The sequence below is a fragment of the Acinetobacter sp. UBA5934 genome (assembly GCF_002430855.1).
Taxonomy (GTDB): domain Bacteria; phylum Pseudomonadota; class Gammaproteobacteria; order Pseudomonadales; family Moraxellaceae; genus Acinetobacter.
This window is the reverse complement of the sequence record NZ_DJDC01000034.1, coordinates 27,261-45,623: the sequence shown is the minus strand read 5'-3', so window position 1 is coordinate 45,623 and position 18,363 is coordinate 27,261. Positions and strand designations below refer to the sequence as shown.

The following is an 18,363-nucleotide window of genomic DNA, read 5'->3' as shown; positions in this document are numbered from 1 at the left end:
ACCGTATCAATATCCGAGTGCAGATAAGCCACTTTGACTCCGTATTCTTTCAAATATGAAGTTAAATCTTCTGCCATTCGTTTAGTCAATGTCGTGACCAGAACCCGTTCATCCAGTTCCTTACGGATATTGATTTCCGAAAGTACATCATCCACCTGAGTCAAGACTGGACGGATTTCAATTTCAGGATCCACCAGTCCAGTTGGACGAACCACCTGCTCGGCAATCTGTTCAGATTTTTCTAGTTCGTATTTTGCCGGTGTTGCACTGACATAAATCGTGGTTGGAACAATACGCTCCCATTCTTCAAACTGCATTGGACGGTTATCCAGCGCACTTGGCAAACGGAATCCGTAATTGACCAGGTTTTCTTTACGCGAACGGTCACCCTTATACATGGCACCAATTTGTGGAACCGTGACATGCGACTCATCGATAATTAATAAAGCATCATCGGGAATATAATCAAACAATGTCGGGGGCGCTTCGCCCGCCGGACGGCCGGACAAATGTCGTGAATAGTTTTCGATACCATTGGTATAGCCCAGCTGCTGCATCATCTCCAGGTCATAGCGGGTACGCTGTTCAATGCGCTGCGCTTCCAGTAATTTATCATTGGCACGAAAGAAACCTAAACGTTCCTGGAGTTCTTCACGAATGGTACCGATGGCGCGCTGCAAGTTATCTTTCGGGGTCACATAATGGCTTTTAGGATAAATGGTTACACGCGGCACTTTACGCACCATTTTGCCGGTTAAAGGATCAAACCAGCGAATCGAATCGACTTCATCATCAAACAGCTCAATACGAATTGCATCCTGATCCGATTCAGCCGGGAAAATATCAATAATTTCACCACGGATACGGTAAGTACCACGCAAGAATTCCAGTTCATTACGGGTATATTGCATTTCCACCAGGCGGCGGATGATGTCATCACGGCTGATCCGGTCACCCTGTACAATATGCAGCAACATGCTCATATAGGCATTCGGGTCACCCAAACCATAAATGGCCGAAACCGAAGCGACAATAATCGCATCACGGCGTTCCAATAATGACCTCGTGGCCGAAAGGCGCATCTGGTCAATATGGTCATTAATCGCGGAGTCTTTTTCAATAAAAGTGTCGGAAGATGGCACATACGCTTCCGGCTGATAATAGTCATAATAGCTGACGAAATACTCAACCGCGTTATTCGGGAAAAATGACTTGAATTCGCCATACAGCTGGGCAGCCAAGGTTTTATTATGTGCCATGACAATGGTTGGACGCTGCAACTGGGAAATGACATTGGCCATGGTATAGGTTTTACCCGAACCGGTTACCCCGAGTAACAGCTGGTCGTGATAGCCTTTTTGAATCCCCTTGACTAATTTTTCAATGGCTTGTGGCTGATCACCCGCAGGCTGATAGCTGGTCACTAATTCAAAAGGTTGATGACTATCCGACATATTATTCAGCTTCTATACTTAAATGCAGTTTCAATAATATGAGGGTTAAAGCTCAACATTCAATATCAATTTTTCGATATTTAGCCATCTATACCAGACCTCTTTCATAAATCATTTTTTAATCACTACAGTTGCTTGTAAAGCCAAAATTAAAAATAGATTTTAGTATGTATTGGATTCATGAATGTGGCATGGATGCCACATGTTTCCCATCACGACAAGGACGTCGTGTATGGGAAACAAAAGGTTTTTGTCTACTTTTGACCTCTCAAAAGTAGAACTAATGCCTACGCAAAGGCATAAAAATCAAATCAACTATATAAGGCAGTGCTGATTTAAAAAATCCAATATTAAACATATTTTGGCTGATGAAGGATATCTACTAAATAAGAAAATTGCAGCAATTTTGTCTTGACCGCATACGCATTCAATAGCAACATGAAACAAAGCATCCTGATCACAATAAAGCCTATGACTTACCATTACCATGACGAAAGTATTGTCAAAAATTTACCGGAAGATACCGTTTTTGTTTTTGGCAGCAACATGGCAGGAAACCATGCAGGTGGAGCTGCGCGTACCGCACTACAGCACTTTGGTGCAGTGCAAGGCGTAGGTCGTGGCTGGGCGGGTCAGAGCTATGCCATTCCCACCATGAATGAGCATTTGCAACAGATGCCCTTATCGCAAATTCAGCATTATATTGATGACTTTAAAATCTATACCAAAAACCATCCGAAAATGACGTATTTCATTACCTCCATTGGTTGCGGGATTGCCGGCTACAAAACCGAAGAAATTGCTCCCATGTTCAAGGGCATTTCTCATAATGTTATTTTGCCTATTTCTTTTCGCCCTTTTGTAGAAAGAGCCTTACCCAAACTGACGCGTCATTTTCTTAGAACCGTATTTACTGATGCGGTGATCTTTTCACCTCCCGATGAAGAAATCATTACTCAGCTCGATTTATCCGAAAATGAAAAAAGTGCCGCGCGAATTATTTTAAATACCCAAATGTATCCAACTGATAGTAATGGCCGGGATCGCATTTTTGAAATTTCCGATATTTTGCATGTGTTAAACGGCAAGATTTTTGAATGGCAAACTAACTCAGAAGGTTCAATGCTGTTTGGCGGGGTAATTTTAGCCTTACTTGAACTCTACAACATCAATGAAAAAGACTTTATCGATGTCTGGCAAGGTGAACGTGAAATTCCGGCACCAAAACCGGAAAATAAAGCACGAAGACAAAGCCGGTAATTTTCAATTCTTCTGTATTAAAGCCAATTAATGAATTGGCTTTTTTTAAACTAACCATTTTGTGATGTATTCCGCATTAACAAATCATAATATTTTACTTATCACGTTATTTTAAAATCATTTTTTATCTTTATACTGCCCACTTGAAGTTAAATAAAAATGACGAGCGCCTTGAATGGACATGCTAGATTCTCCCTTTTTTGAAATCTCCCCTATCGCGATGTGGCTTGAAGACTATAGTGAAGTCAAAAAACAATTCGATATCTGGCGTGAACAAGGCGTGCAAGATCTTTTAAAGTTTTTACAGCAAGACCAATCGCGCATTCTCCAATGTGCCAGAAAAATTAAAATCTTGCGGGTAAATGCAAAAACACTGGAACTGTATCAGGCCAAAGATCTGGATCAGCTGTGCCAAAATCTGGAATCGGTCTTTAAAGCAGATATGACCCAAACCCATATCAAGGAACTGGTCGCCTTATGGAATGGCGAAACGCATTTCTCCCATTCTGCCGTGAATTACACCCTGACAGGCAAACGTCTGGATATCCAGCTCAAAGGCATTGTGCTGCCGCAACATAAACAGGATTTGTCCTTAGTCTTAATTACCACTGAAGATATTACAGCTTATACTGAAGCCTGCCGTCTTGAAGAGCAAAGCCGTCATCTTGCAGAGGCGCGCTTTACTTATTCTCCGACCTCACTTTGGGTAGAAGATTTCAGCCGAATCAAACTAAAATTAGATCAGCTCCGTATCTTGGGCATTGAAGACTTTGTAACCTTTCTAGATGTACATCCTGATTTTGTGCAGGAATGCATTAAAGAGATTGTGATTCTTGATGTCAATCAGGCCACGCTAGATTTGTTCGGCGCCTCAAGTAAAGAGATTCTATTTAAAAACGTTCATAAAGTTTTTGCTGAAGAAATGGTACAAACTTTTAGAGAACAATTGATTGAACTGTGGAATGGTCATCTGCATCATCAACGTGAAGCGGTAAATTACGCCATTGATGGCAGTATTCGTCATGTACTGCTGCAATTTACCGTATTTCCAGATTATCTAGATGACTGGGGCATTGTACAGGTTGCCCTGACTGATATTACGGCACGCAAAAAAGCTGAAAATTATCTGGAATATTTAGGCAAGCATGATGTGCTGACTAAACTATGTAACCGTTCTTTTTATATGGCAGAACTGAACCGGCTTGAACGCAATCTATTGCGTCCAATTTCTTGTATTTTTATGGATTTAAATGGACTAAAAGCCCTGAATGACAGTCTTGGCCATGATGCAGGAGACAGTGTATTACGCCGAATGGGCAACATTCTGAACCAGCTGATTCAACATACCCCCTATTCAGCTTCACGCATTGGCGGAGACGAGTTTGTGGTACTTTTACCTGGTGCAGATGAAGCAGCGCTACAAAATTGTTTGCAAAGCCTGCATGAGTTGTTATCGGTCGATAATCAATTTTATTCCACTCAGCCCATGAGCCTGTCTATTGGTCATGCCACAAGTTTTGAGCAAGAACGGATAGATGACATGCTTAAGCGTGCTGACCTGGACATGTATCATCAAAAAAGAAATTATTATCAGAACCATGATAGACGAAGCCATCCTGATAGCACAAATTAAAGGACGTAAAACCCTTTGTAATACTGCAATAAAAAAGCCATGGTCAGACCATGGCTTTTTTATACGAAGAATTTAACGTTTGCCCATAGAACGGCGTGTACCACGTGGCGGCATCCAGGTACGATCAGCATAGCGCTGAGGTTTGGGACGTAAATCTTCCAATACTTCATCGGAGGAATTCTCATCTGCCTTTTTGATCGGAAACGGTAAATTCACCAATGGTTTTTTCTTGGGAGTATTTTGGGTGCTCATATGATTCACTCAAGGATTTCTGCAACATATTGTACGGAAAAATGCCTCTTAGTGCGAGATGGGATTTTAACTCTACGTATCATCAATTTATTTATGTGAGTGAGGGACCCGGTTTTAACTGCATCCTAATGACTATTAATCACATCTGCCCTTCATAAAAGCTGCTTTAATGCGTTAAAAATATATAAATATGCTTTCATTTTTGACCGACTTTTGACTGTATGAATTTTACCCAACTGTAAAAAAAACATGTTACATAAATTTATTTTTCTTTATGTTATTGAAACAAAATAGCTAATTTTTTACATGAATACTACCCGATTAATATTTTTTAGTAACAAAATGAATTTTCTCTAAATATAGAATAAGAAAAGTGAACGAAAAAAACTAATAATCGCAAAATGGACATGGAGTCCCTGAATGAAAAAAACCTTACTTTGCATGATGTCGTCTCTTGCTGCCCTGCCCGCCGTGAGCTATGCCGATTCTCCGTATTTTAGTTTACAAGATGGAGATGGCTTTAAACGCTTTTCTGTTTCTGTCGGCGCACTACATGTTATGCCTCAAGGTAAAGCCCAACCTTTTCAAGTCAATACTGCAGTTAAAAATGGTGAAATTTCCAGGAATGGAGATATTCAGGTTGATACCGTATTAAACAATCTCAATCCCGAGGTCAATCAGACTACGCTTGCCACGGTTTTAAGAGGTTTGGGCTTTTTTACCGGCGGTCAACTGGGAAGCGGGCTGAGTGGTAGCTCACAGATTCAGGGGCTGGAGGAGTGGAATAATCCCGGTACAGGTCTGGAAGCAGATGATGTTACTACGCTGGGGATCATGACCAATTACTTCTTTACCGATCATGTTTCTTTTGAAATGAAAGCCGGCATTCCACCTAAAGTAGACTTACAGGGTAAAGGGAAAATTTATGCACCCTTTGCTGCTGTGGCAACCCCACAAATTGGTAGTTTACCTTTAGAATTTCTTAATATTGATCTGAAAAATGATATTTTTATTACAGATTTGGAGGCACATGGACCTGCTGCTTCGGCACGTGCCTGGACACCCGCCTTTGAATTCCAATATCATTTTGGTAAAACCGGGGTCAATAAATTCCGTCCTTATGTCGGTTTAGGGGTAATGTATGCTTATTTTAACGAGCTGGAAATTAACCCGCGTACTGAACAGGACTTGATTGCAGCCGGTCATATGATTGCCAATATCAAAGAAGGCAATGCCGGAGCTTCACTCGAAGGCAAACCTAGTAAAGCCAATCCTACAGTAGACCTTGAAGCAACCGATACAATTGCTCCAATTGCGACTGTCGGTTTCACCTATGATTTTAATGAGCGCTGGTTCGCAGTGGGTTCAGTCTCATATGCCCACATGAAAAATGAAACCACCATTACAGTCAGTGATGCAACTCACGGCGAGCTCATCCGCTCGAAAGCAGATATTGAAATTAATCCTTTATTGGCCTATGCCGGTGTAGGGATGCGTTTCTAAATTTTCAGTTATCAAAAGACGACTTCAAGTCGTCTTTTTTTATCTTGATAAAACTTTCTATAACTTAATTTTATCTTTTGTTTAAGTTTTATTTAATCGCTTAGCCTTGCAGAATCGAATAACATAGCCGCAACACAGCCCAGCATGGATGAATTATGTCAGATACCCGTTTTTCCAAACCTCTGATTTATATGTTAATTGGAAGTGCCATTATTCTGGCTTTGTCATTGGGTGTCCGTCATGCATTTGGTCTGTATCTGGTGCCCATGAGCCATGAATTTGGCTGGGGACATAATGTGTTTAGTCTCGCCATCGCCATGCAAAACCTGATTTGGGGTGCGGTACAACCCGTCACAGGAGCTTTTGCCGACAAATACGGCAGTAAAATCGTGGTCGCTGTGGGAGGCGCCCTCTATACCCTTGGCCTGTTGCTTATGGCAGTCAGCTCAAGTGGCTTGCTGCTGAATTTAAGTGTTGGGTTAATTCTGGGTTTGGCTCTTTCTGCCACCTCATTTCCTGTGCTGCTTTCTGCTGTGGGACGTGCCGCACACCCTGAAAAGCGTAGTCTGGCGATGGGCATTGCCAGCGCAGCCGGGTCTTTTGGCCAATTTATTATGCTGCCGTCTACCCTGCTACTGTTACAGAGTGCCGGCTGGTCAGCTGCATTGATGGTTAGTGCAATTTTAATTGCCTTCATTGTTCCATTGGCGTGGACCTTAAAAGCGCCCGCTTATACCCCCAATAACATATCGGCGGCCATCCATAAACCGGCACTGAGCGTTAAAGAAATTCTGGTGATTGCCAAAAATCACAAACCATTCTGGTTCCTGTCTTTAGGTTTCTTTGTCTGTGGCTTCCAGGTGGTCTTTATTGGCATTCATTTGCCTGGCTATCTGATTGATCATGGTTTTGATGCCACCACAGGCACAGTGTTCCTGGCTCTGGTCGGTTTATTTAATATTGTCGGCACCTATACCGCAGGCTGGCTGGGTGGAAAATACTCCAAACCTTACTTACTGATGGGTCTATATGGCCTGCGTGGTATTGCCATTATTGGGTTTTTATTGCTGCCTTTGAGTACCTGGACAATTTACAGCTTTGGCGTCATTATGGGTTTACTCTGGTTATCTACCGTTCCCCTGACTAACGGCATTGTGGCGAATATGTTTGGGATAAAATACCTGTCCATGCTCAGTGGTATCGTGTTCTTTACCCATCAGGTTGGTTCGTTCTTTGGCGGATGGCTGGGGGGTGTCAATCATGACATGACTGGCAACTATAATATGATCTGGATGTTTTCCATTCTATTAAGCGTATTCGGTGTTCTGGTTCATTTCTTTGTCAATGAGGAGCATGTGGTTCATGACTGATTCTATGCTTGGGCTTAAAATCCTGACTGCTGCAGCGATTGGCCTGTTATTGGCCATCGCCATTCTGCTGTGGATCAAAACACCGCAACTGTTTGAGTATTTCAATCAAGCCTTTTGTCCGCATTAATGCTGAAATATCAGCAGTGAAAACAGCAAAAAATCTGCTTTGTTTTGCTGTTTATATTAAAAGTTTAACAATCATTGATTTAAGTATTTTTCACTGTCATTTCATAAGCTTAGTAAATATTTTGATTTTATTTTTTGTTTTGTATTGCTTAGATTTTATTTCAACATAAAACATTAGAGCAAAACAATGACAGTACTTACCCAACTTTCTCAAGCAATTCATGATGCGCCGCGCTGGCATCAGCCAGAACAGTTTCAAAATCCACAAGACATTACTATTGTGCCCTTAGAAGGCGAAGCTCTAGGCGCTGTGGTTTTAGGCCTGGATGCACGCAAAGCCCAAGCGGGTGAAACCATTTACCGGTTAAAGCAGGCACTGGCTCAGCATCTGATTCTAATTTTCAAAAACCAGCGCTTGGACGATTTACAGTATTTGGCCTTTGCCAGCTATTTTGGTTCCATTTTCCGCCCAAGTGCAGATAATCCTGTACTTGCCACCCAAACAGATACCGGTACACCACCCGATGTCGTGCCCGTTTCCAATGCTGTGGGACAAGGTGATTACACCGGCTATGGCGAACTTTCGCCGCATGCCGATCACCAGTGGACTCCGCTTCCTTCTTTTGGTTCATTACTTTATGCAATTGAATTACCCAAAGATGGCGGACAAACCTCATGGTTTAATACTATCAAGGCTTATGAAGCACTGGATGAGAAAACCCAAAAGCATATCGATCAATTACAACTGATTACCTATAACCCATTTGTTCGTAGACAACATCTTAAAGATAATGATCACAATGGTTATGGCAACAGCCCATTATATCGCTTTAAAGATCAGCCGATTATTGGTCATGCCTATGCTCATCCACTGGTACGCACCCATCCTGAGAGTGGCCGTAAAGCACTGTGGTTAAATACCCATTCTGAAGTGGAACTGGTCAATTATGATGATCAGGCGGGTAACGAACTCATTGCTTCGTTGCGCGAACATCTGTTAAAACCTGAATTTCGTTATGAACATCAATGGCAAGAAGGCGACATTGTATTTTGGGATAATCAGGTCACCCTGCATTCACGCAAACCCTTCCCCAGTGAGCAGCGCCGTTTATTAAAGCGTATCAGTCTGGCAGGAGGTCGACCTTATTAATGGTGTTTATTGATCTGAAATAATAACAATAAAAACGCGTCATAAAATTACTCCACAGCATCATGACCCAACTCACATTTACGAATGTTCAACATCGTAAATAAAATAAAAAATGCGTCATGATGCTGCATTTTTTACTTACAGTGACTCTTTTTTATATTGACTAAAAAAGCAGTTCATTTTCATGGCTAAATTATTAAATGATGAGGTGGTTGAACATCTGCCTCTTCGTCTCGCAAATAACGCCAGTGAAACTCATCAGATCGCACATTATTTTCAGGATGGTCATCTTTATTAAATATTTGCAGGTTAAATTAAAAAATAAAAGCCCATCAAAAGTAATCACTTGGGATGGGCTTTTTCATGTTAGAAATATGCATTGCAGGAAAATCTCGCAACAAGGTAAATCTGGCCTGTTCATCTTGCGCAGGCTAAAACTCAAATATTTTTGGATCATTATGTTGCCCTCTGTTCCGATGCTGTCATATTTCAGCTTGTTTAAAATATTCCTTAAATTAGGCTGTACGGCATTTGGCGGTCCGGCAGCGCATCTGGTATTTTTTTATCGGCGTTTTGTGCAGCAGCTTGGATATCTGGATGAGCAGCAATATGCCCATCTCTTGGCTTTGGCACAAATTTTACCTGGCCCCAGCAGTAGCCAGATGGGTCTTGCGATTGGTTATCAGCTGAAAGGTTATCGGGGGGCGCTGCTGGCATGGCTGGGCTTTACTCTACCTTCTGCCCTACTGATGACCCTTGCTGCAATGCTTGGTATTCAATTTTCCAGTTATTTTTCTGTTGAATTTTTCCATGTGATTCAACTCATTGTATTTAGCGTGGTGGCATGGGCATTCTGGCAAATGTTACGTAGCTTTTGTAAAGAGCAATGGCAGTATGTATTAATGCTGCTGTCTGGCTTATTTGTCTATGTTGTACCGCTGAGCATTAATCAGGTTTTGGTGATTCTTTTCGGTACCTTGGCAGGACTGATTTATCTACATTATTTTCCCCCACAAAATACCTTTAAATCTACTGCGAGTGCATCAACCACACCCAAAAAATCCTTTGCGTATCTCTGGCTGATTTTATTTGCCTTGCCATTTTTGATTGTTCCCGTATTACAGCAATTTTTTCCCAGTCTCTGGCTCGACAGTTTCACAGGTTTATACCGCACAGCCTCTTTGGTCTTTGGTGGTGGACATATTATTTTGCCCTTTTTACAGCAGGACTTTGTCGTAACCGGCCTAGTCTCGCAGCAACATTTTGACTTAGGCTATGCGATTGCCCAGCTGATGCCAGGCCCCTTATTTAGTTTTGCCAGTTATCTAGGTGCTTTATTACCTTTAAGTTCATCGGCAGTGTTGAATGCCGCTTTTGCGACTGTGGTGATTTTCTCGCCTTCTTTCTTGCTCATCTTTGGCGCCTTACCGTACTGGTCACGTTTAATGCACTTTCCACGGTTATTTCATGCTTTGGCAGGCATTAATGCAGCGGTAGTAGGCCTGTTATTATGCCTGGTGGTGCAGATGGGACAAAAATATGTACTGTCTGGCCTAGATGTGATTTTTATTATCACTGTCATTTCACTCCTTAAAAGCAAAATTCCAGTCTGGGTGAGCTTAATTAGCAGTTTCTTTGGTTATTACGGGCTGTTGTGGCTATTGGAACATTACTCTTTTTTCTGATCCAATCTATAAAATCCAGTGATCCAATGTCTAACCATTAAGGAGCTTTTATAATGAAGTATTCGCTTACTTAAAGCGGACACTGGTTACTTTTAATCACTTAATTTCTCTATTTTCTTGGTCTATTTCTAATTAGCTTATTTAGATATCAATTTTAAACCTATCGATCAGGAAAACAGAATGAATAATACTGTCAGCTTTTCAGATTGCGCCCAAATGTGTATGACCTGTTCTTTGACCTGTACCAGTTGTGCAGCCGCTTGTCTGGATGAAAATGACATAGAAATGATGCGTGAATGCATCAAACGCTGTCTGGATTGTGCCGATATGTGCAACTTATGCGCCCGATCTGAACAAAGAACCTCTGCTTTCATGCAGGAAATCTGTCAGCTCTGTGCGCAAATGTGCGATTACTGCGCCAAAGAATGCAGTAAGCATGAAGCTGAACATTGCAAGCAATGCGCAGAAACTTGCCAGCAATGTGCGGCCGAATGCCGTAACATGGCTGCCTAAATTAAAGCACATGATCATGCAGAATATTGATGTGAAAATTATTGAGTTATCGGACTAGATATCCCGCTTTATAGGAACAACCATGTTCAGTACAACTCGCTGCACAACATTAAGTCCATAAATAAAAAACCCGCAGGCCTTCACTTGCGGGTTTTGCATCTAAAATTTAAAAAATCTTAGAATAAACGGTTCATACCATTCAATGTCGCTACACGGTACGCTTCCGCCATCGTCGGATAGTTGAACGTCGTTTCAACAAAATACTTGATGGTATTGTTTGGACTGTTCATCACGGCCTGACCAATGTGGATAATCTCTGAGGCATTATTACCGAAGCAATGTACACCCAGAACTTCCAAAGTATCGCGATGAAACAGGATTTTTAATTCGCCAACTGTATCGCCGGTAATTTGTGCACGTGCCAGATGACGGAACGATGCCTGACCCACTTCGTAAGGAATTTTCTCTTCAGTCAACTGTTGTTCAGTCTTACCAATCGACGAAATTTCCGGAATGGTATAAATACCTGTTGGAATATCCGTTACCGGTTTAACATTCTCTTCACCGCTCATGTTTGAACCGGCGCAGCGCCCTTGGTCGTAAGCAGCAGATGCCAGTGATGGCCAGCCAATCACGTCGCCAGCAGCGTAGATATTTTCCACTTCTGTCTGGTACTGTTCATTCACCGTCAATTGACCACGGCTGTTTGGCCTAATGCCTACATTTTCAAGCCCTAAACCATCGGTATTACCCGAACGGCCGTTACACCATAAAATGGCATCGGCTTTAATTTTCTTACCGCTTTGTAAATGCATGACCACGTGATCATCAAATGTTTCAAGATGATCCAGTTGTTCGTTATGACGAATCAATACACCCTGCTCGCGCAAACGGTAAGACAAGGCATCGGAAATTTCATCATCCAAATAGCTGAGTAATTTGTGCTGAGTGTTGATCAGATCAACTTTATGGTCCAGACCAATGAAGATCGATGCATATTCACAACCAATCACACCGGCGCCATAAATGATAATTTTTTGGATGGAAAAATCCAGATCCAGAATTTTGTCTGAATCGAATACACGTGGGTGATTAAAATCAAGCGCCGCTGGACGGTATGGACGTGAACCTGTCGCAATCACTAATTGCTGGAAAACGATTGTTTCAGTTATGCCTTCAGGACTAAAGATCAGTACGGTATTTTGATCTTGGATGTAGGCACGACCATGATAAATATCAATTTTGTTGCGGTCATAAAAACGGGAATGGGTTTCGACCTGTTGCTGAATCACTTTATGGGCATTACGCAACACCTGTTTCATGGTGAACTGTTTCCAGTCGCCCACTTTCTGGAACATTGGGTCACGTTGGTAACGTAAAATGCTCGATACCGTTTGACGTAATGCTTTACTTGGAATGGTTCCTACATGCGTACAGTTACCACCCAACTGCTCACGTATATCAACAATTGCAACACGCTTGCCAGATTTGGCAAGTTTCATTGCCGCGCCTTCACCCGCAGGGCCTGAACCGAGAACTACCGCATCGTATTTAACGAAAGTTCCACTAACGACCTCTTTTTTACGTGGCATTCAACGCTCCTATCTTCAATATTGGTCTATCTTGGCTATATTATGACGTAAATACTCGCAATTTTCTGTATTTACCTCACATATATTAAGTGATGACTACATTTATTAAATGAATATCCTTTTTGCCCCATTTAGACTCAAGTCCGTTATAATGATAGACCTAATATATCTAGTATCTCCCCCGTCAAAAAACAGTGGAAAAGTTGAATATGTCTGAAAACCGTAAACCTGAACAGGGTGTCAAGCTTCGTGGCGCAGAAAAAGTCGCTCGTATTCCTGTAAAAGTTGTACCTACGGTTGAAACGCCACGCAAGCCGGACTGGATTCGCGTCAAGATGGCGGCACCAGATGAAGTTCAACGCATCAAAACCACCTTGCGTGCACAAAAACTGCATACTGTCTGTGAAGAAGCCGCTTGCCCGAATCTGCCTGAATGTTTTGGTGGCGGTACCGCAACCTTTATGATTATGGGTGACATCTGTACCCGTCGCTGTCCTTTCTGCGACGTGGCGCATGGTCGTCCAAATGCGCTTGATCCGGATGAACCGCGTCACATGGCTGAAACCATTGCCAACCTGGGTTTAAAATATGCGGTGATCACTTCGGTTGACCGTGATGACCTTCGAGATGGCGGCGCACAGCATTTCGTTGACTGCATTAAAGAAGCCCGCAGTTTAAGCCCAAAAACATTATTAGAAATTCTGGTTCCCGATTTCCGTGGTCGTATGGACGTGGCGCTGCGCATTATGACCGAATGCCCGCCTGACGTGTTTAACCACAATATTGAAACTGTACCACGCCTATATAAAGCGATGCGTCCAGGTTCAGACTATCAGCATTCTTTAGACTTGTTGAAAATGTTTAAGGAATATTGCCCGGATGTTCCAACCAAATGTGGTTTGATGGTCGGTATTGGTGAAACTGAAGAAGAAGTGATTGCGCTTTTAGATGACTTAAAAGCACACGATGTAGACTATGTGACGATTGGTCAGTATCTCCAGCCTTCCAAAGAACATGCACCGATTGACCGTTTCGTGACTCCAGAAGAGTTTGAACGCTATACCGCACATGGTCAAAAACTTGGATTTAAAAATATCTGGGCAGCACCAATGGTTCGCTCAAGTTACTTTGCTGACCGTCAATATTATGGTGAACCAGTTCCAGCGGTACGCCGTAAAGTTGACCCTGCAAAGAAAATTGCCGTTCAGACCATTGAAGCTTAATTCAGACCCAGCTTGAAACCCATCTGATCAATGAATGCCAATCTAAGAATTTTAGATTGGCATTTTTATTTCCGACTAAAAAAGATAAAAACGAGACATAAAAAATCCCCTATTTGCATAGAGGATTTCTTAAATAAAATAACACAATAAAAACTTAAGCAGCTTGATGCGGCACACCACTATGGAAACGGAAAGTATCATCTTCTGACAGAATCAGATTCTTTTCCACTTCACGAATATGTTCGATACGTCCCTGAATATCTTCTTCCGGATCTTTCATTTTAGAAGTCTTTGCAACGTCTAAAGCCAATGCCAAATAGTCTTCATAATGACGTGATTCAGACTTAAGCAGATAACGGTAATAACGCCCCAATTCTTCATCGACTCGTGGCGCAAGCGCATAAAAACGCTCGCAGGAACGTGCTTCTACAAAAGCGCCAATAATCAGGATATCGATTAAAGCTTCAGGCTCATAAGTACGGATTTCCTTACGCAGAATACCTGCATAACGGCCTGCGCTTAGAGCTTTCCATTCCTGTCCGCGTTTAGACATGAATTCCAGCACTTGCTCATAATGCAGCATCTCTTCACGTACCAACTGCGCCAACTTGACCTGTAAATCGGTAAAAAAGCTGTAGCGGAACATTAAGTTCATTGCTGTTCCGGCTGCCTTTTTTTCACAATTGGCATGGTCTTGCATTAGTAACTCTAGGTTATTGAGTGCTTCATCTAACCAAGCTTTTGGCGTTTCACATCCCAGGAAGCCAATGACTGGCTTCATGAGATCATTATAATTTGTTAATGACATAATCTAAAAACTTATCTTGCTGCTTTAATCACAGCTTTCATTTGTTGAACAGCTTGAGCCAAACCGACAAACACCGCATCAGCAATAATGGAATGACCGATATTGAGCTCATGAATCTGTGGAATAGCTGCAATCGGGGTGACATTTTCCAGGTTTAAACCATGACCTGCATTCACGATCAGACCTTTCGCAGCTGCATATTCCGCGCCTTTGACAATACGCTGAAGTTCATGCTGCTGGGCTTCTGCGGTTTCAGCATCGGCATAAGCACCTGTATGTAACTCGATAGTTGGCGCACCGCAAGCCACGGCTGCATCAATTTGCGCAAAGTCGGCATCAATAAATAAAGACACTTCACAGCCAATTGCCGACAAGGCTTGAGTAGCAGCTTTGACATCTTCAAAATGACCCACCACATCCAGGCCGCCTTCAGTGGTCACTTCCTGACGCTTTTCTGGCACAAAGCACACATGATGCGGCTTGATTTCCTTGGCAAATTCCACCATTTCCGGTGTTACAGCCATTTCCAGATTCATATGGGTCTTTAACACCGGACGCATGCGACGCACATCATCATCCTGAATGTGACGGCGGTCTTCACGCAAATGCAGGGTGATGCCCTCTGCGCCTGCCTGTTCGCAAATTAAAGCCGCATTCACCGGATCTGGATAAGTGGTTCCGCGCGCCTGTCGCAAAGTCGCCACATGGTCAATATTTACACCAAGCAATGCAGCCATAACAATTTCCTAACGATGTTTTAAATTAAGATTGAGTATTTTGAATCCACAATTGACGGCTTTTCAGCGGTCGGTCGCCCAAAAGAGCGGTAATGATCTGCCGATACAGCTTAGCCAATAATTGTAACTGCTCGGAATTAAAATCCCTACCTTTTTCATAATCCTGCATCGAAAGAATCTGCCGCCCAGATAAAGTCGAACGTGACTGTTGTACTGTAGGAATAAAACCATCATTGAGCTGAAACAGATAAGATTGCGATTCCTGAATGTTATGTTGCTGCGCATCCACGGTAAAATCAAGTGCATAGCCCAGATCTTCTAACAGCGCATGTTCGAACTGACGTAAAATTTGTCTCAAGAAAAGATCAGGATGCTCCTGCTGTGCCAATTGTTGCAATTGCTGCAAGGTTTGATGGTATTGCACAAAGGTTTGCGGCATTTCCACTTCAACAGGACATAAACGCAGGATAATTTCATTCAGATAGAAACCGGAAAAAAACGCATCGCCAAAAAAGAAAATCGGCTGATTGACAATTTCCAGCTTGGTAAAATTTTTAAGCTCGGATTTACCGGAAGCTTGCACACAAATGGGTTGATATTGCGGAGGTGGGGTTTGTCTTAAAATTCCATCCACACGGCCGTACTCCTGAGTAAACAGATGCACAATATGGCTGCGCTCACGGTATTTACGATGATGGATTAAATAACCATGCAACAGTTCATTTCGCATGAATAATTCAGTCTAATCCTTTTTCTTTTCCGAATCAGAATCTTCTTCCCCATCCGGGATGATGGCACCCACCACAGCTGTTGTACCTTTAACCACGCCTTTGGTGGTTTTATAAGCCACTTTTACCGGAACCGTAACGATCTTGTGAATACAGCCTTGCAAGAACAATACACATGCGACAATAGTTAGTACTTTCATCATTAGGGTTCCTTTCAAAGTGAAAACTTAGATCTTAGATATCACTATAACCCAAGCTTTTTAATGCACGTTCATCATCAGACCAGCCACCTTTGACTTTCACCCAAAGCGTGAGCATGATTTTCTGTTCGAACATTTTTTCCATATCGGTACGGGCATCCATACCAATTTTTTTCAGCTTAGACCCTTTTTCACCAATCACGATGGCTTTTTGCCCGGGACGATCAACAAAAATGGTCGCATCAATATAAGTACATGCCGCTTTAGGACGACCTGTCTTCGGATTGATGGTGGCTTCTTCGGTCTTGAAAGATTCAATTTGCACAGTCAAGTCATACGGCAGTTCTTCACCCAATTGGCGCATGATTTTTTCACGAATCACTTCTGAAGCGAGGAAACGCTCCGAACGGTCAGTAATCTGATCCAGTGAATAAAGTGGCGGCTGGAAGGGCAAATATTTTTCAATGGTATTACGAAGATGCTCAAGGTTGGCACCACGTAACGCCGATACGGGCACAATCTCGGCAAAATTCATTAGCTTGGCACGCTCTTGAATCAATGGCAGTGCCTGATTCTTGTTTTCAAAAGTATCCAGCTTATTGATAACCAAGATGACCGGCATTTCTGCATTTTTCAGTTTTTCCAGTACAAGCTCATCATTTTGGGTCCACTTTTGCGCATCCACCACGAATAACACCAGATTGACATCACGCAGTGCAGAATGTGCAGCACGGTTCATCATTTTATTGATGGCACGTACTTCTTTTTTATGCATCCCCGGCGTATCGACAAAAACTGCCTGAGATTTTTCACGGCTATCAATCCCGACAATCTTATGACGCGTGGTTTGCGGTTTACGTGAAGTAATCGAAAGCTTTTGACCCAATAAATGGTTCATTAATGTTGATTTACCCACATTCGGGCGTCCAACAATCGCAACAAAACCACTTTTGAAATCAGAAGGAATGGTCGTTCCTTGTGAGCTAAAGAATTGGTTAATTAAATCGTTACCGCTGTCTTGGTTTTGCGGTTCGTGATCAGCATCGATGTGATCGGAATGAGTAGTCATTAAGACTTTTGCTCCAATTGTTTTAAGATATCTGCCGCGACTGCCTGTTCGGCAAAGCGACGACTTGAACCCTCACCATACAATACCGGCAAGCCCTCAATCATGCATTCCACTTTGAAATGCTGATTCGGAGCATCACCTTGAATATCTACAACGTCATAAACAGGGAGAGGTTTTTTACGTGCCTGTAAATATTCCTGTAAGCGTGACTTAGGATCTTTGAGTTGGTCTGTAGGTTCGATATGGTCCAAATATGGCGCGTACCATTTCAGTACAATCTCTTGCAAGACTTTTAAATCGTTACAATCAACATAAATTGCACCAATAATCGCCTCTACAGTATCAGCAAGAATAGATTCCCGATGATGTCCACCCGATTTCAACTCACCCGTGCTTAAGATTAAACACGGACCAAGTTTTAAATCGTTTGCAATTTTGCCTAATGCTTCCTGACGAACCAATGTGGCCCGCATACGCGTTAAACGCCCTTCATTTTCTTGCGGGTAGGCTTGATACAAATAATGGGCAATGATCATCCCTAACAATGAATCGCCTAGAAATTCCAGGCGCTCATAGTTAGTTTTATGACTCACCGATCGGTGGGTCAGTGCAAGCTGCAATAATTCAGGCTGTTTGAACTGATAACCGATACGGTTGACTAAGCGCATATTACTTAGTTTGGGCTGACCTTTGATCAAAACTTTTCTCGAACTTTAACACTAAATCTATATTGAGTAAGAAAGGCTTTCTTATCTCATACTCTTTTTTCACTTCCAGACCGTCAACGTTTACTACTTTCGCAATTTCATCAAATTTTAGATCGCGCACATTATTCATGTCTAAACGCTGACTCATCTGGCTTGAGAATTTCGAAGGAGCAGTATTGGCCGGACTACTTTGTAGCAACTCCACAATTTGGCTATCCACTATTCGATCATCCCAATACGGTCCCCAAACCGCAATTGCAATTTTCACTAAAAAAGCAAAACCAATAATTGCAATTAAAATTGCAATATACGACGCCCCTTGTTGATTTTTACGCATTTGTTATTTTTTCCAG

At 42.3% G+C, this 18,363-nt stretch carries 19 protein-coding genes; 9 read left to right on the top strand and 10 right to left on the bottom strand.

Features of this window, described 5'->3' with window-relative positions; genetic code table 11:
- On the bottom strand, positions 1-1,454 hold a 1,454-nt coding region (uvrB, locus tag B2Y23_RS02565), incomplete at its 3' end, for an excinuclease ABC subunit UvrB (protein ID WP_291368835.1).
- Between the two features lie 471 nt (positions 1,455-1,925).
- Here uvrB and B2Y23_RS02560 point away from each other — a divergent pair.
- Positions 1,926-2,714, top strand: coding sequence for an A1S_2505 family phage non-structural protein (locus tag B2Y23_RS02560; RefSeq protein WP_291354798.1), 789 nt, complete (start codon positions 1,926-1,928; stop codon positions 2,712-2,714).
- Between the two features lie 175 nt (positions 2,715-2,889).
- Positions 2,890-4,347 (top strand): sensor domain-containing diguanylate cyclase, encoded by a 1,458-nt coding sequence (locus B2Y23_RS02555; RefSeq protein ID WP_291368833.1) that lies wholly within the window; start codon positions 2,890-2,892, stop codon positions 4,345-4,347.
- A gap of 72 nt (positions 4,348-4,419) precedes the next feature.
- On the opposite strand, the gene B2Y23_RS02550 is transcribed toward B2Y23_RS02555, so the two are convergent.
- On the bottom strand, positions 4,420-4,599 hold the full coding sequence (locus B2Y23_RS02550; RefSeq protein ID WP_086175550.1) for a hypothetical protein: 180 nt from the start codon (positions 4,597-4,599) through the stop codon (positions 4,420-4,422).
- Between the two features lie 420 nt (positions 4,600-5,019).
- On the opposite strand from B2Y23_RS02550, the gene B2Y23_RS02545 reads away from it, so the two are divergent.
- From B2Y23_RS02545 to B2Y23_RS02520, 6 genes are all read left to right on the top strand, one after another.
- A complete protein-coding gene (locus B2Y23_RS02545; protein WP_291368831.1) occupies positions 5,020-6,102 on the top strand; it encodes an OmpW/AlkL family protein in 1,083 nt (360 codons plus the stop codon).
- A 155-nt stretch (positions 6,103-6,257) separates the two neighbouring features.
- A complete protein-coding gene (locus B2Y23_RS02540) occupies positions 6,258-7,472 on the top strand; it encodes an MFS transporter (protein ID WP_291354675.1) in 1,215 nt (404 codons plus the stop codon).
- Positions 7,465-7,599, top strand: a complete 135-nt coding sequence (locus tag B2Y23_RS02535) for a hypothetical protein (protein WP_291354676.1) — start codon at positions 7,465-7,467, stop codon at positions 7,597-7,599. Before B2Y23_RS02540 ends, B2Y23_RS02535 begins: the two co-directional genes overlap by 8 nt.
- 186 nt (positions 7,600-7,785) lie before the next feature.
- The gene (locus B2Y23_RS02530; RefSeq protein ID WP_291354677.1) at positions 7,786-8,748 is read left to right on the top strand and encodes a TauD/TfdA dioxygenase family protein; all 963 of its coding nucleotides are present in this window, start codon (positions 7,786-7,788) and stop codon (positions 8,746-8,748) included.
- Positions 8,749-9,206: 458 nt separating this feature from the next.
- Positions 9,207-10,433, top strand: coding sequence for a chromate efflux transporter (gene chrA, locus B2Y23_RS02525; RefSeq protein WP_291368829.1), 1,227 nt, complete (start codon positions 9,207-9,209; stop codon positions 10,431-10,433).
- Between the two features lie 180 nt (positions 10,434-10,613).
- The gene (locus B2Y23_RS02520) at positions 10,614-10,946 is read left to right on the top strand and encodes a four-helix bundle copper-binding protein (protein WP_291368827.1); all 333 of its coding nucleotides are present in this window, start codon (positions 10,614-10,616) and stop codon (positions 10,944-10,946) included.
- Positions 10,947-11,122: 176 nt separating this feature from the next.
- Here B2Y23_RS02520 and sthA read toward each other — a convergent pair whose 3' ends face one another.
- Positions 11,123-12,538, bottom strand: coding sequence for a Si-specific NAD(P)(+) transhydrogenase (gene sthA, locus B2Y23_RS02515; protein ID WP_291354680.1), 1,416 nt, complete (start codon positions 12,536-12,538; stop codon positions 11,123-11,125).
- 209 nt (positions 12,539-12,747) lie between these two features.
- On the opposite strand from sthA, the gene lipA reads away from it, so the two are divergent.
- Positions 12,748-13,761, top strand: a complete 1,014-nt coding sequence (gene lipA, locus B2Y23_RS02510; RefSeq protein ID WP_291368825.1) for a lipoyl synthase — start codon at positions 12,748-12,750, stop codon at positions 13,759-13,761.
- Between the two features lie 154 nt (positions 13,762-13,915).
- Here the strand turns inward: lipA and B2Y23_RS02505 are convergent, their stop codons facing one another.
- From B2Y23_RS02505 to B2Y23_RS02475, 7 genes are read right to left on the bottom strand one after another with little or no spacing between them, the layout of a single operon-like run.
- On the bottom strand, positions 13,916-14,569 hold the full coding sequence (locus tag B2Y23_RS02505; RefSeq protein ID WP_291368824.1) for a tRNA-(ms[2]io[6]A)-hydroxylase: 654 nt from the start codon (positions 14,567-14,569) through the stop codon (positions 13,916-13,918).
- Between the two features lie 11 nt (positions 14,570-14,580).
- Entirely contained in the window at positions 14,581-15,306 is a 726-nt protein-coding gene (gene pdxJ / locus B2Y23_RS02500) for a pyridoxine 5'-phosphate synthase (RefSeq protein ID WP_291368822.1), read from the bottom strand.
- A gap of 25 nt (positions 15,307-15,331) precedes the next feature.
- A complete protein-coding gene (gene recO / locus B2Y23_RS02495) occupies positions 15,332-16,036 on the bottom strand; it encodes a DNA repair protein RecO (protein ID WP_291368820.1) in 705 nt (234 codons plus the stop codon).
- A 12-nt stretch (positions 16,037-16,048) separates the two neighbouring features.
- The gene (locus tag B2Y23_RS02490) at positions 16,049-16,237 is read right to left on the bottom strand and encodes an NF038104 family lipoprotein (RefSeq protein ID WP_291368818.1); all 189 of its coding nucleotides are present in this window, start codon (positions 16,235-16,237) and stop codon (positions 16,049-16,051) included.
- A 31-nt stretch (positions 16,238-16,268) separates the two neighbouring features.
- Entirely contained in the window at positions 16,269-17,303 is a 1,035-nt protein-coding gene (gene era / locus B2Y23_RS02485; protein ID WP_291368816.1) for a GTPase Era, read from the bottom strand.
- On the bottom strand, positions 17,303-18,001 hold the full coding sequence (gene rnc, locus B2Y23_RS02480) for a ribonuclease III (protein WP_291354687.1): 699 nt from the start codon (positions 17,999-18,001) through the stop codon (positions 17,303-17,305). Before rnc ends, era begins: the two co-directional genes overlap by 1 nt.
- Positions 17,973-18,347, bottom strand: a complete 375-nt coding sequence (locus B2Y23_RS02475; protein ID WP_291354688.1) for a DUF4845 domain-containing protein — start codon at positions 18,345-18,347, stop codon at positions 17,973-17,975. Before B2Y23_RS02475 ends, rnc begins: the two co-directional genes overlap by 29 nt.
- Positions 18,348-18,363 lie beyond the last annotated feature (16 nt).

Coding starts and splice junctions, on each gene's coding strand:
- B2Y23_RS02490 (WP_291368818.1), bottom strand. CDS start 16,237: ATGATGAAAGTACTAACTATTGTCGCATGTGTATTGTTCTTGCAAGGC.
- B2Y23_RS02540 (WP_291354675.1), top strand. CDS start 6,258: ATGTCAGATACCCGTTTTTCCAAACCTCTGATTTATATGTTAATTGGA.
- chrA (WP_291368829.1), top strand. CDS start 9,207: ATGTTGCCCTCTGTTCCGATGCTGTCATATTTCAGCTTGTTTAAAATA.
- pdxJ (WP_291368822.1), bottom strand. CDS start 15,306: ATGGCTGCATTGCTTGGTGTAAATATTGACCATGTGGCGACTTTGCGA.
- B2Y23_RS02520 (WP_291368827.1), top strand. CDS start 10,614: ATGAATAATACTGTCAGCTTTTCAGATTGCGCCCAAATGTGTATGACC.
- B2Y23_RS02475 (WP_291354688.1), bottom strand. CDS start 18,347: ATGCGTAAAAATCAACAAGGGGCGTCGTATATTGCAATTTTAATTGCA.
- B2Y23_RS02555 (WP_291368833.1), top strand. CDS start 2,890: ATGGACATGCTAGATTCTCCCTTTTTTGAAATCTCCCCTATCGCGATG.
- B2Y23_RS02530 (WP_291354677.1), top strand. CDS start 7,786: ATGACAGTACTTACCCAACTTTCTCAAGCAATTCATGATGCGCCGCGC.
- era (WP_291368816.1), bottom strand. CDS start 17,303: ATGACTACTCATTCCGATCACATCGATGCTGATCACGAACCGCAAAAC.
- B2Y23_RS02560 (WP_291354798.1), top strand. CDS start 1,926: ATGACTTACCATTACCATGACGAAAGTATTGTCAAAAATTTACCGGAA.
- recO (WP_291368820.1), bottom strand. CDS start 16,036: ATGCGAAATGAACTGTTGCATGGTTATTTAATCCATCATCGTAAATAC.
- B2Y23_RS02535 (WP_291354676.1), top strand. CDS start 7,465: ATGACTGATTCTATGCTTGGGCTTAAAATCCTGACTGCTGCAGCGATT.
- sthA (WP_291354680.1), bottom strand. CDS start 12,538: ATGCCACGTAAAAAAGAGGTCGTTAGTGGAACTTTCGTTAAATACGAT.
- lipA (WP_291368825.1), top strand. CDS start 12,748: ATGTCTGAAAACCGTAAACCTGAACAGGGTGTCAAGCTTCGTGGCGCA.
- B2Y23_RS02550 (WP_086175550.1), bottom strand. CDS start 4,599: ATGAGCACCCAAAATACTCCCAAGAAAAAACCATTGGTGAATTTACCG.
- B2Y23_RS02545 (WP_291368831.1), top strand. CDS start 5,020: ATGAAAAAAACCTTACTTTGCATGATGTCGTCTCTTGCTGCCCTGCCC.
- B2Y23_RS02505 (WP_291368824.1), bottom strand. CDS start 14,569: ATGTCATTAACAAATTATAATGATCTCATGAAGCCAGTCATTGGCTTC.